Raw genomic sequence first — 13,245 nt, 5'->3', positions numbered from 1 at the left:
GCCTTGTGGGTATTAATCAATACCCTCCTCAAAACCCCCTACTCACCATTTAGAACCAGGTTGATGTAGCTTTCTTCATTCAGTTGACGAAAGGACAGTTGACAGCACTTTCCCTGCAAGGAACAGGATTGGAGTAATGAATAGTCTGATTTTAATTTGTCGCTTACAAGGGTTCCGGCTTTCAACCAATTCTTTGTGGTCATTTTTTTTTGATTAGACAAGATTGCAAAAATAGTTAGGACGTTGCTCCGAAATTTGATTAAAAGGACTGAGGCAATCTTGTCTCTTCATCACCGAGGAACACATGACACAGAACGCGTCACTACCAACTTATACCATTTGAGATTCGATCTTTTAAATTAAGGAATTGGGAATCAGCGATCGGGCGATCGCAGTTTGAGTCGCGAGGCAACAGTTGCATTTTTTTCGGGAACTGGTATTATAGCAGTGGACAGTTGACAAAAGAGCCGGAAGACCGAATTTGAATAGTTGCACAGTCAGGAAATCAAGCCTTTTATGCTATGGGTTATCGGCTCTATTCATGAGGTTATTTATGTCCTCACCACTGTGGCGAGTGATTTATATTACTCGCTATCTGGCAGAGTCTGGTAACGGGGAAACGGTCACGACAAACCAGGAATTTCTATAGATTCCGGCAGCTCGGTATGGTTGAGCCAATACTCACCAAAATTCTGCATCATTTCCGATAGAGAAGCAAACCCGACAGGTTTAACTAAATAAGAATTCACCCCTAAATCGTAAGCTAGATTGACATCTAATGTTTGCCTGGAAGAAGTCAAAATAACCACAGGCAGGCGTTTGAGTTGCGGCTGCTGCTTCAGCCAACCCAGAACCTCATGACCCGATCGCCTGGGCAACTTCAAATCTAGTAAAATTATCCTAGGCAAAGGATACCGCTCGCGATCGCTGTATTCTCCATCACCATTTAAATAAAAAACCGCTGCATCTCCATCTCGGACAATTTGCAGCGAAATATTAGCAAAAACCCGATCGCGAAACGCCCGCTGCATCAACAGAATATCAACCGGGCTATCTTCCACCAGCAAAATCGTCTGCGTTTGCGTCATCCTTTCCTCAGCAATATCCAAAATCGACTGCCCTGTCCTAATTGAGAGTTCACCCCAACTTGACCGCCCATGCGATCGACTGCTTTTTGTACAATAGCCAATCCTATACCAGTTCCGGGGTATGACTCGATACCGTGGAGCCGTTCAAAGACGCGAAAAATCCGTTTTTGATGTTCCGGAGCAATACCGATGCCGTTGTCTTCTACCCAAAGACGGATAAAGCGATCGTGTTCGATGGCTTTCCTATCCTCCGGGAACGCCTTCGGCGAAGGGATCGCTTCGCTAACGCTAACGGGCAATTGCCGGCTGGAAATCAGTAATTGGGAATTGTCCCAGCGTGTATCTGTCCCTGTTTCCCATTCTCCCGCTGTCTGTCTGTTTGTCCCTGCCTCTGAAGGTAGTTGAATTTCTTCAGCCGATATCTGCACTTGCGGTGATGCGCCTGCCACAAATTTGAGGGCATTGGTGAGCAGATTTGCGATGACTTGAACTAAAGTAACCCGGTGGGCAATTACCGCAAATAAGGGCGAGCTAATAGTAATTTGAGCGCTGTTGGACTTAGCATCGGCTTGTACCATAGCAATTGCCTCAGCGACAGCAGATTCTAACTCTACAACTTGCAGCGATAAATCAGTGCGGCTCAGGCGGCTGTATGCTAGCAAATCTTGGATCAAATCTTCTAATTGTTGCCCACAATTCACAATTTGCTGGGCGTATTCTTGACCTAGTTCGTCGAGCAGTTGGCCGTAATCTTGTAATAAAGCTTCAGCCAATCCCTGCATTCCCCGCAGGGGAGCACGCAAATCGTGGGCGACAGTATAAGTGAAAGCTTCTAATTCTTCGTTAGCTGCTTGCAGTTGATTGGTGCGGAGTTCCACTCGCTGTTCTAACGTAGCGTTGAGCATCCGAATTTCCGATTCTGCTTGTTTGCGCGCCGTGATGTCAATGGCGGTACTAATTACTAAACTTCTGCCGTCGGAAAGCTTGCCTAAAGGTGCGGAATAAAAGTCCCAAATTCGTTTTTCGCCGCTGGCTGTGGCGATCGTATATTCACCTTCAGAAACGCCGACGTTTAATTGGTGCAGCCTCTCAATATCTGCTTGCACTAACGATTTGCGAGTGCCATAAACTTTTTCTGTCCAATCTTCAATTGTAGGAATTTCTGAGTATTCGTAGCCCGAGAGTTGTGTCCAAACGCTGTTAATTTGCAACACTTCTCCGTTTTCTGCGTGCAGCATAATTGGCAGTGGCGCGTTGAAAATGGCGAGCCGGAAACGTTCTTCGGTTAATTTTATGGAATTGCGATCGTGTTCTAGCTGTTCTAGGAGTTGATTTTGCTTGATTTCAGTATTGTCGCGCAAAGTGCGATCGCGCTTTACTAAATAATAAACCAACACCAGCAACAGCAAATCTACTACAGCAGCAACGGTAAAAGTGAGGATTGTCAAATTAGCACTGGCTTGGGATTCTCGGGCGCGCTGCTGCAATAGCTGAGTTTCTTCGGCTACCATTACAGCTACCTGCTGCCGAATCCCGTCCATGATTTGCTTTCCGCGATCGGTTTTTACCAGTTTTATGGCTGCTGCTAAGTTTTTTTGGCGCCGCAGATTGATAGTTTCTTCAAGTTCGGCTAATTTAGAGTCGATCGCGCTTTTCAACACAGTAATCCGCTGTTGCTGACGGTTGTTGTCGGCGGTTAACTGCTGCAATCCGCCTACTTGTGCGTTGATGCGGGCGATCGCCGCGTGATACGGTTCTAAATACCGTTCTTCTCCCGTCAGCAAATAACCGCGCTGCCCGGTTTCAGCATCTTTTAGCGTGGAAAGTGTGGCTTCTAATTCCGTTAAAACTCGGTGAGCGTGCCTCACCCAGCGTTCGTTTTCCACTAACTTGAGAGTATTGCGATAGGAAGTTGCCGCGTTGAAAATTAGCAGCGCCAAGGCCATTCCGATGCCTGCGGTGATTTGGCGAGTCAGCGATTTGTTCATCAAATTGTCGGCGCGCGAGTCCTGCTTTTTTGGTTGTACCTCGCTGCGGGCGATGAATTTTTTGCTCGGGCACACACGGCGGCCAAAGCAGATAAATTTAAGCCTCAAATCTGCGATGATCTTGTTTGTAGTCTAGTCTCGCTCTTGCTCGCATCCTCCTTAAGTAGGAGACGAAAAACAGACAATCTGTCTGTCAGGGGCAGCCCAGCTTAATTCCCATTTTCTCTGGCATCGCTTTTGCCTTTGTAACTATTTCAAATTCAAATCGCGGCGCAAAAGAAGGAGTTTTTACCTATTGATTTTGGTTGATTTTTAAGGTATATTTTAGATAATGGAAGTGGTGACTTAAGTTTTAAAAATGCCACTATTCCCATTATTAAATGATACCTTATCAACCGAGCCGCGTCAAGCTTTTCACCTCAAAAAAAAGGCGATTTTTTTATTTTTTATGTAAATATAATTTATGGACGTAGTTGTAGGCTGCATCGCTCTTGTTGAATCCGTTGCCTAAAAATCGACAATCAAGCGAGCGACGCACTTGGGAGCTGATAGGCTTAACGAAACAAACCGAAGAATTATCTGGTTGGGAAAAAGTGAAACCGAGGATTGTTGGCTGGAGGCGCAATCACAGGTGCGTCGCTACTGGAAAAGTCGATTTTTTTTGAGAATTATAAAAAGCGACGCACCCGAAGAATTGTGAAATAAGATTAGTTGTGGACGCACCCGAATAAAGAAACCGGGTTTTTGAACTCTTATTGAGGGTTTTGGGCAAATATTTTGGTAAAAAACCCGGTTTCTGGTAGCCCGCGCACAAGTCCTAAAGATAATTACGCAACAACAGCGGCTTTGAGTGCCAAAATGCGATCGATCGCATCCTCAACCACTTTATCAGGAGTCGAAGCACCCGAAGTAACGCCGACCACAATATTACCATCAGGCAACCAATTTTGGGTAACAACCAAATCTCCGCCTAGAGGCTTGTGTTCGATGCGATTTCCCGGTAGAATGCGCTCGGCAGAATCAATGTGGTAGGAAGGAAGCGTTTTGTCGATCGCAATTTCCTGCAAGTGAGTAGTATTAGAAGAATTAAAACCCCCAATCACCAACATCAAATCCAACTTTTCCTCAACCAAATTCAACATAGCATCTTGCCGTTCCTGAGTTGCATCGCAGATAGTATTAAAACTCAGAAAATGTTCGTTAAGGTTTTCGGGGCCAAACTTCCGCATCATCGTCTTTTCAAACAACTTACCAATATTCTCAGTTTCAGTTTTGAGCATAGTAGTTTGGTTAGCAATCCCGACAGAGACCAAATCCAGATCCGGGTCGAAACCAGCCGAATAAGCCTTGCTAAACTTAGCCATAAACTCAATTTTGTCACCTCCGTGCAAGATATAATTGCTGACATATTCAGCTTCCTGCAAATTCAGCACAATCAAATACTTATCAGCAAAAGAACTCGTCGCGACAGTTTCCTCATGCTTGTACTGACCGTGAATAATCGAAGTATAATCTTTCTTCTTGTGCTTCTCAACAGTATTCCAAACCTTAGAAACCCAAGGACAAGTAGTATCAACAATCTTACAGCCCTTATCGTTGAGCAACTGCATTTCTTGGACGCTCGCGCCAAAAGCAGGTAAAATTACCACATCGCCGCTATCCACCACCGAAAAATCTTTCTGTCCCTTGGACACAGCAATAAAACCAACTTCCATATCCCGCAAATGCTGGTTGACAGACGGGTTATGAATAATCTCATTAGTAATCCAAATCCGTTCCGAGGGGAAATGCTGGCGAGTCTCGTAAGCAATAGCCACAGCGCGTTCCACCCCCCAGCAAAAACCAAAAGCCTCAGCCAGCCGGATGGTGACAGCGCCGCGTTGGAGCCTGTAATTGTTGTCACGAATTTGCTGGATCAGACTGCTTTGATAAGCTGTCTGCATCACGTCAGCTACCTCAGCTTCGTGTCCGAAACCCTTGCGGTGGTAGTTTTCAGACTGTTGGAGCGATCGTTTAAAAGCTTTAGTATCCATCTGGTATCGATTTGAAATCTAGGTTAATTACCTTTGATTTTAGAAGGTATGGGCGCGATCGGGATTATTTGCTTGAGTAGGGAGCAGCGGTTAAGGTGTTTATATGGTCAATGAGAGGGAAGAAGCAATGAACCGCGAAGACGCAAAGGACGCAAAGGAAGAAGAAAGAAGAATGAGACAGTTGGGCGAACAGGTGGAACAGTTGGCTTATAGAGCGATTGGGGCCGCCATTGAAGTGCATCGGCTGTTAGGCCCAGGATTTTTAGAATCAGTGTATCAAGAATCCTTAGAAGTTGAATTTGGGCTGCGGGGGATACCTTGTGAGCCTAGAAAGCCAGTAGCAATCAACTACAAAGGTCATCGAGTCGGCGAAGGTCAATTAGACTTTCTGGTGGGCGATATCTTAGTTGTGGAACTAAAAGCTGTCGAAAAGCTAGCCCCCATCCACGACGCCCAAGTTATCTCCTATCTAAAAATGACCAAAAAAACCCTAGGCCTGCTCATCAACTTCAACGTTCCCATCCTCAAAGAAGGCATCAAACGCATAATTCTCTCATCTTAAACCTTCTTCCTGCTCTTCCTTCGCGCTCTTAGCGCCTTCGCGGTTCGTAAAAAAACTTAAAACAAGCGGCAAGTCCGAGCCAAGAACGAATTAACCGCGAAGACGCGAAGGACACGAAGGAAGAAGAAACAAGAATGAGACAGTTGGGTTACAAATTGATATCAAACGGATAATTCTCTGATCTTAACCCTTCTTCCTCCTCTTCCTTCGCGCTCTTGGCGCCTTCGCGGTTGGTGAAAAAAAAGCGTAGAGACGCATATACCTGCATCTCTACGCGATCGAACTTATCGATAAAATCAGCCTACCTTTTTCGGCGAAAAAGGAGAACCAGATTCAAAGGAACTGAAACCGCCAGCAAAATCCTCACCGTAAGCTTCTTCGCCGTGTTGGCCGATATCCAAACCTTGGTCTTCAGCAGATGACGCAACTCTCAGTTCCATAAACTGCCCCAAAAGTTTCAAAATCACAAAAGTGCCGACAGCCGCAAACACGTAAGTAGCTAGAACGCCGATAAACTGGGTCACAAGCAGCCCCGGATTTCCGGCAAACAGCCCGTCATTTCCGGCTGCGTTAACCGCTTTAGTCGCAAACACGCCAGTCAAAATCGCGCCTACAGTTCCGCCGACGCCGTGAACCGGGAAGGTATCCAAGGAGTCGTCAAATCCTAGCTTAGCTCGCAAGCTAACGGCAAAGAAGCAACAAACCGCAGTGATCGATCCGATCAATAGCGCCCCTACTGGCAGGACATATCCCGCCGCCGGTGTGATTCCTACCAATCCTGCTAGGAAGCCGCTCGCAATTCCGACTGCTGTCGGTTTGCCTCTGAGTACCCATTCCAGTATTGTCCAAGTTAAGCCGCCGCCTGCGGTTGAAATCATGGTGGTGACAAAAGCCACTGTTGCTAAGGAACCCGATCCCAAAGCGCTACCGCCGTTGAATCCAAACCAGCCGAACCACAGCAGCCCAATTCCCAGCAAGACGTAGGGTACGTTGTGGGGGGTGTGGGGCTTGTTCAAGTGGTCTTTGCGGGGCCCGATTACCCAAGCTGCGACAACCGCAGATACCCCGGAACTGATGTGTACGACTGTGCCGCCGGCAAAGTCTAATGCTCCGATCGCTCCCAGCCAGCCTCTACCCCAAACCCAGTGGGCTAAAGGTGAGTAGATGAAGGTTGACCACAGCAGTACGAACCAGAAATAGGTTTTGAATGTTACCCGTTCGACGATCGCCCCTGAAATCAAGGCGGGGGTGATGATGGCGAACATCATCTGGTAAACCATGAATACTTGGTGCGGTATTGTCGGTGCGTAGCCGATCGGATCTGGTTTGTCGGCTGCGACGTTGTTCAAGAACATCCAGTCGAACCCGCCGATGAAGGTTTCGATCCCTTTACCAAAGCCTTGGGATGTGGGAGTGGAAACGTCAAAGGCTAAACTGTAGCCCCACAGAGTCCACGTGACGCCGATCAGTCCCATCATGACTAAGCTCATCATCATGGTGTTGAGGACGTTGCGCGATCGCACCAGTCCTCCGTAGAAAAACGCTAGCCCCGGTGTCATTAGCAGTACCAGTGCTGACGAGATTAACATCCAGGCTGTATCGCCGGTGTCGATCGGACTTGCTACCACCGCAGCCGCCGCAGGAGCAGCAGCAGGAGCATCTTGAGCTAACGCATTGTTCATCAGCGGCCAGCTTAACAGCCACAGTGCGAGGATGCCGATCGTTAAACTTTTTTTGAGCACGTTATTTTTACCTTCTAATAGTCAGCAATTTTCTGGAAAGACCGAGCCGATTTTAGATGCGAGGATTTTAGATGCAATAGTTATTTGGTTTTAAGTCCCTGTTTTAGCGGAACAAATCTTTTATAGATAATTCCCAAATCCTCAACTCCCCGACTTCCTATAGCCGGACTCATCTAAATTCGTCAAGTATCTATCCAATACTATGTGCCTTTTGGATTCCACCATTTGTAGTTATGATAATTCTGTATCACAATATACTAAATATTTATATATCATATTTTCTTAATCTATCCGCAGGTACTTGACATCAGCAGTAGAAGCAGAGTAATCGGGGAGGTGCAGAGACGGGGAGAGAGGGAAAATCTTCCTTTTTGCTTCAACATCTGACTGATGACGGCCCGACGTTGGACGTTCGATCGCGGGAACAGCATTAATGACAACTGACAACCCCTCGGCTTCGCTCGGGGCAAGCTGACAACTGACAACTGACAACCCCTCGGCTTCGCTCGGGGCAAGCTGACAACTGACAACTGACTAATTTTTTAACTGTATTTGCCCGAACATTTGCAAGGCCGATCGCCAAACGAGATAACCTCGATCGTTCAGGTGCAAGCCGTCTGTGCTGAGTTCGGTTGGCAAATTGCCGTCAGCATCCGCAAACAGTGGCTGCAAGTCGAGATAAGAAACATTTTCGGAATTAGCAATTTCTTTGAGGCGCCGATTGATGGCGCGAATTCGACTGTTGGGTATTGCCAGCAGCCGATCGCGATTTTCCCAAGTTGCTTGTTCCCCACTGTGTGGCAATATCGACTGCACCACCACTTGTGCTTTTGGGTGCGCCCACCGCAAATCGCGGATAATCTGGCGCTGGTTGTCCAAAATTCCTTCGTCGCTGGCACCCCGCAACAAATCGTTAATCCCGATCATCACAAACACCGTCTCGGGTTCAGTGCGATCGAACAACTGCAATCGCTTTAGCAAACCCACGGAAGTTTCGCCGGAAATCCCTTGATTTAGCCAAATGCGATCGATCGGTAGCAGCTTCGTGGGAAACCACATACTCAGAGAATCCCCAGCCAAAACACTCAGTTTTGGGGGGCGATTTGTCGCTGCCGCCTCAGCTTCCCGGCCCAACTGCGTCACCCACTGCTGGTAAGACCATTTGTGTCGCGGCCCGGGAACGGGTACGTCTAGGACTGGCTTTGCAGAGTTGGTGGGCATTACGGAGCGAATTAATTCCTCTGTGCTCCCGGGTGCTGTCATCGCTGCACTAGCAGGGGAGGTTTCCGTCAAGTTGTTTCCCCTAGCGATTAGTTGAGCGACTGTGACGATCAGAAATCCGTTCGCCAGCAGAGATAGCAAAGCCCAAACCGGGACTTTTTTCGATCGGCTCACCTCCATCCCTAAGAGGGATTTATGAGCTCTACTTCTGCTAACTCCTCCAAACTTCTCCATAAACTCAAGCGATTTGCAGGCATCACACCGAATAATTGGCACTCGTTGCTGCATCAAATTTTACCGCTAAATTAAAGCCTCAATTCTTGTAAGAATCAAGCACTGTGCTGTGTTGGGCGCGGCGGCGATGCAGAACTTTGCTTTTTCGCACTACTCTACCATAAAAAATCTGCCTGCCAAACTTTCTCGCCCAGAAATCAAGGGATTTTGGATTTTAGATTTTAGATTTTAGATTTTAAATTGGGGAATGATTTACTACATCAGCATTTACAGCTTTTATACAGTTACATTTTTTTCTTTCCTATCCTGGACGCATCAACTCGGTTTGTTAAAGTCATTGCGCGATTTTAGCAAGCAGCGCCATCCGGATAAACCGGGTTTAAAAGGCTCCCGTCGTGCGATCGCCACTGCATCTGTGGGCGATCGATTTCAAAGTGTGGTTTTTCAGAATCTAGCCCTAGATGTACAAATTGCCGATCTAGGGCTAGAAAACTGAAGAAAGTCGATCGTCCCACCCTTGAGAGTTTTAGATCTAAAGTTTGGTAGTCCTGTCTCCAGCACCCCCAGAATAACCGCCGTAGCCGCCCTCAGTTCGGTTTCCCGAGCTCGTTTCCTTCACGAACCCGGTGTAAGCTTCCATCCCGTGTTCGCCGATATCCAAACCTTCGGCTTCCTCAACAGCAGAAACGCGGATACCCAGCAAAGCTTTGAGTGCAGCCCAAAAAATCGTACTCAGCAGCACTGTCATGCCCCCTACAGAGATAATACCCATCAACTGTGGTAGTAATTGATCGAAACCTCCGCCTACGAACAATCCCGCTTTCGGCCCAGCGGTATAAATTCCAGTTGTAGGGCCGTCAGCAAACAAGCCAACTGCCAGAGTGCCCCAAATACCGCAGACTAAGTGAACTGAAGTTGCACCTACAGGGTCGTCAATTTTCAAATTGTCGAAGAATGTTACTGCGAAGACTACCAGGATACCTGCGATCGCACCGATAATGGCAGAATTGGGTATGTTGACCCAAGCGCAGCTCGCTGTCACCCCGACTAAACCGGCGAGGATGCCGTTGATAATCATCGAAAGGTCAGGTTTACCGAGGTACAGCCAAGCTGTAATCGTCGCAGCAACGCCTCCGAAGGCGCCGGCGGTGTTGGTGGTGATGGCAATGTGGGCGATCGCATTGGGATCGACAGCCATTGTCGAACCGGGATTGAACCCGAACCAACCCAACCATAGAATCAAACAGCCGAGGGTGGCAATGCTCATATTGTGTCCCGGCATCGCCACAGTATCGCCGTTACGGTACTTGCCGATCCGCGGCCCGAGAAATGCCGCTCCCATCAAAGCAGCCCAACCGCCTACCGAGTGAACTACTGCCGAACCGGCAAAATCGTAGAAACCTGCTGTTTGCAGCCAGCCACCGCCCCAAATCCAGTGTCCGGTAATCGGGTAAGCAATGCCGACTAGCAGCAAGCTGAAAATTAAGAAGTCGAGGAATCTAATCCGCTCTGCAACGGCCCCAGAAACGATCGTGGCAGCAGTTCCGGCAAAGACTAATTGGAAAAAGAATTTAGCGTTGAGGGGGACTCCCGTCCAGTTTAAGGCTTTGAAAATGCCTTGATAAGCATCTCCTGTGGCGGGGCTGTTATCAGCTACATTCCATAGGAAATATCCGCCGCTGCTGCCGATAAAACCGTTGCCGTTGCTGAACATTAATGCAAAGCCGATCGCCCAAAATGCGATCGTCGAAAGGGCAAATACAATCAGATTTTTTGCTAGCACGTTAACTGCATTTTTCTGCCGGCAAAAACCCGTTTCCAACATCCCGAAACCGGCGTTCATAAAGAACACTAGCATTCCAGCGACCATCACCCACATGGTATCCATGCCCACCTTGAGGCTGGCCAATTGTTCCTCTGTAGTCTGCTTGGGAGGGGTTTGGGCTACCGCCGCATATCCCCAAATGAAGACGATGATAACCGCTAAAGGTATGCAGGCTTGCCAGCTCGGACTCAGGCGGGCGATCGTCCTTTGTAATTTTTTGAACCTGTTGGCTTTCGTCAAAATTTTAGCTGCTGGCAAATTTAAAGACTCCTGCCTGACTTGTTTCGACTTTTTCTTTCCGACAGTCATTTTAATCATTTTCACCCTCTTTACAACTAATCAGCTCACCAAGATTCCGAAAATTTTTCAATTGTACTACACAAGTTTAGAGATTATTTGTTCATCTTGAGGTATTTCTGATAGCCTAGCTCTTCTAGCTGAGTTTGTTTTTTCATTACAGATTCGGACAAAGTTTTGCGGTAATCCAAGATTCGCTCTAGCAATTGAGGCTGGGAAACTGCTAATATTTGAATTGCCAGCAAGCCAGCATTTTTAGCATTGCCGATCGCCACTGTTGCTACGGGTATGCCGGCTGGCATTTGGACGATCGAGTACAACGAATCTACCCCTTGCAGGTGACGGCTGGGCACGGGGACACCAATCACCGGCAACGGTGTTAAAGATGCTACCATGCCCGGGAGGTGCGCCGCTCCTCCTGCACCTGCGATAATGACTTTCAAGCCTCGATCGTGGGCGGTTTGGGCGTATTCTACCATGCGCTCGGGGGTGCGGTGGGCGGAGACAATCGCTACCGAGCACGGTACGTTAAATTCTTCGCAAACTGCGATCGCTTCAGACATGGTTGGCAAATCCGAATCGCTGCCCATGATAATTCCAACTGTCGGTTGATTCATGCAATTTTTAGATATGAGATTTCAGATTAATGGTAATTTTAAATTATGCCGTTAACTCAAATTAAGATATTTTGTAGCAAAACTGACCCTTGAAAGCAATTTGGTCGCCCGTCACCCTACTGACAGCAAAAAGCTCCGCATCCTCATCACCAGCCCGCAGATGTATCGAGGCGAGCCAATCTAAAATCTAAAATCTAAAATCTAAAATCGGATGACTGAAGCCACAACCCCAACTGCTACTAATACAGATATTCTCAATGCTCGCCTTCCCGGCTGCAAGGATTTGCAAATGCTGGCTGTTGACGAAGCCGGCATAATTCAAAAAGTTTGTCCGATGGACGCCGTATTTAAACGGATTGCTCCTGAGAATTTGCAAGTGCTGGATGCAGCAGGCGATTTGATTTCTCTGGGCGGTGTTGACTTGCAGATTAACGGCGCCCTTGGTTGGGCTTTCCCCGATTTAGAAAGCAAAGATATTGAAGTTTTACCGAAAATTTGTCAATTTTTATGGTATCAGGGAGTCGATGCTTTTGTGCCGACTTTGGTGACAACTTCTCTGGATAAGTTTAGACGATCGCTCAGGGCGATAGCTGATTATATCCGCAGTGCAAAAACCGCTGCTCCTGCCAGCAATCAATCGAAAAGAGCCGAAATTATCGGCGTTCACCTCGAAGGCCCTTTTCTCAACCCCCAGAAGCGAGGAGCTCACCCAATTGAGTTTTTGTTACCCCTAACTATAGAAAATGTCAAGCAAGTTTTAGGAGATTGTGCCGATATTGTCAAGATAATTACTTTAGCACCGGAATTAGACAGCACTGGCTCCGTCATACCCTATTTACAAAGTTTGGGAATTGCCGTCAGTCTCGGACATTCTCAAGCGACGGCAGAGCAAGCACAACAAGCATTCGATCGAGGAGCTTCTATGGTAACTCACGCTTTTAATGCGATGCCGAGCTTGCACCACCGAGAACCGGGTTTGTTGGGAGCAGCGATCGTTTATCCGGGTGTAAAATGCGGTTTAATTGCTGATGGCAAGCACGTTTCTCCAACCATGATCGATTTTTTGCTGCGCGGTGGCAGGTACGAAACAGGTGTTTTTTTAGTCAGCGATGCTTTGGCTCCTTTGGGTTTGCCTGATGGTGTTTATCCTTGGGATTCCCGACAAATTGAAGTCAGAAAAGGTACGGCTTGGGTAAGATTGGATTACCACTCGCCCCTGGAATCTGCTACTTTGGCCGGTACAACTCTACCGCTGTTGGCAGGAGTTCAAAATTTGGTGAAGTGGGGGATTTGCGATGCCCAAACAGCGATCGCCCTGGCTACTGAATCTCCCAGAAAGGCGATCGGGCTTCCGGGAATTATCGGTCAATCTGCAAGTCAATTGTTGCGCTGGAATTTAAACACAGCAACCAAAGAATTGACTTGGCACAGACTATTTTAGATTTTAGATTTTAGATTGGGGAATTGGGAATTGGGAATTGGGAATTCGGAATTCGGAATTCGGAATTGGGCAATTCTTCGCGTCTTCCCCTCTTCCTTTGTTCAACAGTCAACAGTCAACAGTCAACTGTCAACTGTCAACCCCTCGACTCCGCGGGCGGGCTCTTCTGTCAGCAGTCAACAGTCAACTGTCAACTG

At 47.5% G+C, this 13,245-nt stretch carries 10 protein-coding genes; 3 read left to right on the top strand and 7 right to left on the bottom strand.

All coding sequences use genetic code 11. The features are described from left to right. Positions 1-623: 623 nt before the first annotated feature. From QZW47_RS07335 to QZW47_RS07325, 3 genes are all read right to left on the bottom strand, one after another. Positions 624-1,088, bottom strand: coding sequence for a response regulator (locus QZW47_RS07335; RefSeq protein ID WP_293125567.1), 465 nt, complete (start codon positions 1,086-1,088; stop codon positions 624-626). Beyond that, positions 1,085-3,076 carry a CHASE3 domain-containing protein gene (locus QZW47_RS07330; protein WP_293125565.1) on the bottom strand — a complete coding sequence of 664 codons (1,992 nt, stop codon included), beginning with the start codon at positions 3,074-3,076 and terminating at the stop codon, positions 1,085-1,087. The genes QZW47_RS07335 and QZW47_RS07330 overlap by 4 nt, the downstream gene beginning before the upstream one ends. An 827-nt stretch (positions 3,077-3,903) precedes the next feature. Then, positions 3,904-5,109, bottom strand: a complete 1,206-nt coding sequence (locus QZW47_RS07325; protein ID WP_293125563.1) for a 4-hydroxy-3-methylbut-2-enyl diphosphate reductase — start codon at positions 5,107-5,109, stop codon at positions 3,904-3,906. A gap of 103 nt (positions 5,110-5,212) precedes the next feature. Between QZW47_RS07325 and QZW47_RS07320 the strand changes: the two genes are divergently transcribed. After that, on the top strand, positions 5,213-5,671 hold the full coding sequence (locus QZW47_RS07320) for a GxxExxY protein (RefSeq protein ID WP_366930820.1): 459 nt from the start codon (positions 5,213-5,215) through the stop codon (positions 5,669-5,671). Positions 5,672-5,967: 296 nt separating this feature from the next. On the opposite strand, the gene QZW47_RS07315 is transcribed toward QZW47_RS07320, so the two are convergent. Together QZW47_RS07315 and QZW47_RS07310 are read right to left on the bottom strand one after the other, a co-directional pair. Then, complete coding sequence (locus QZW47_RS07315; RefSeq protein WP_293125561.1) at positions 5,968-7,413, bottom strand: ammonium transporter; 1,446 nt, start codon at positions 7,411-7,413, stop codon at positions 5,968-5,970. A 534-nt stretch (positions 7,414-7,947) separates the two neighbouring features. Next, positions 7,948-8,814 carry an SGNH/GDSL hydrolase family protein gene (locus tag QZW47_RS07310; protein ID WP_293125632.1) on the bottom strand — a complete coding sequence of 289 codons (867 nt, stop codon included), beginning with the start codon at positions 8,812-8,814 and terminating at the stop codon, positions 7,948-7,950. A 301-nt stretch (positions 8,815-9,115) separates the two neighbouring features. Between QZW47_RS07310 and QZW47_RS07305 the strand changes: the two genes are divergently transcribed. Continuing rightward, a complete protein-coding gene (locus QZW47_RS07305; protein WP_293125559.1) occupies positions 9,116-9,364 on the top strand; it encodes a hypothetical protein in 249 nt (82 codons plus the stop codon). Positions 9,365-9,400: 36 nt separating this feature from the next. Here QZW47_RS07305 and QZW47_RS07300 read toward each other — a convergent pair whose 3' ends face one another. Together QZW47_RS07300 and purE are read right to left on the bottom strand one after the other, a co-directional pair. Then, positions 9,401-11,011 carry an ammonium transporter gene (locus QZW47_RS07300; protein WP_293125557.1) on the bottom strand — a complete coding sequence of 537 codons (1,611 nt, stop codon included), beginning with the start codon at positions 11,009-11,011 and terminating at the stop codon, positions 9,401-9,403. A gap of 74 nt (positions 11,012-11,085) precedes the next feature. Next, positions 11,086-11,607 (bottom strand): 5-(carboxyamino)imidazole ribonucleotide mutase, encoded by a 522-nt coding sequence (purE, locus tag QZW47_RS07295; protein ID WP_293125555.1) that lies wholly within the window; start codon positions 11,605-11,607, stop codon positions 11,086-11,088. Between the two features lie 211 nt (positions 11,608-11,818). Between purE and nagA the strand changes: the two genes are divergently transcribed. Next, on the top strand, positions 11,819-13,048 hold the full coding sequence (nagA, locus tag QZW47_RS07290; protein ID WP_293125553.1) for an N-acetylglucosamine-6-phosphate deacetylase: 1,230 nt from the start codon (positions 11,819-11,821) through the stop codon (positions 13,046-13,048). The last annotated feature ends 197 nt before the right edge of the window (positions 13,049-13,245 follow it).

The sequence above is a fragment of the Microcoleus sp. bin38.metabat.b11b12b14.051 genome, assembly GCF_013299165.1.
Classification (GTDB): Bacteria; Cyanobacteriota; Cyanobacteriia; order Cyanobacteriales; family Microcoleaceae; genus Microcoleus.
The sequence above is the reverse complement of the archived record's forward strand: the minus strand, read 5'-3'. Positions and strand labels throughout refer to the sequence as shown.

Excerpts from the sequence above, each read along its gene's own strand:
- QZW47_RS07330 (WP_293125565.1), bottom strand. The coding sequence starts at position 3,076 with ATGAACAAATCGCTGACTCGCCAAATCACCGCAGGCATCGGAATGGCC.
- QZW47_RS07325 (WP_293125563.1), bottom strand. The coding sequence starts at position 5,109 with ATGGATACTAAAGCTTTTAAACGATCGCTCCAACAGTCTGAAAACTAC.
- QZW47_RS07310 (WP_293125632.1), bottom strand. The coding sequence starts at position 8,814 with ATGGAGGTGAGCCGATCGAAAAAAGTCCCGGTTTGGGCTTTGCTATCT.
- QZW47_RS07305 (WP_293125559.1), top strand. The coding sequence starts at position 9,116 with ATGATTTACTACATCAGCATTTACAGCTTTTATACAGTTACATTTTTT.
- purE (WP_293125555.1), bottom strand. The coding sequence starts at position 11,607 with ATGAATCAACCGACAGTTGGAATTATCATGGGCAGCGATTCGGATTTG.
- QZW47_RS07320 (WP_366930820.1), top strand. The coding sequence starts at position 5,213 with ATGGTCAATGAGAGGGAAGAAGCAATGAACCGCGAAGACGCAAAGGAC.
- nagA (WP_293125553.1), top strand. The coding sequence starts at position 11,819 with ATGACTGAAGCCACAACCCCAACTGCTACTAATACAGATATTCTCAAT.
- QZW47_RS07335 (WP_293125567.1), bottom strand. The coding sequence starts at position 1,088 with ATGACGCAAACGCAGACGATTTTGCTGGTGGAAGATAGCCCGGTTGAT.
- QZW47_RS07300 (WP_293125557.1), bottom strand. The coding sequence starts at position 11,011 with ATGATTAAAATGACTGTCGGAAAGAAAAAGTCGAAACAAGTCAGGCAG.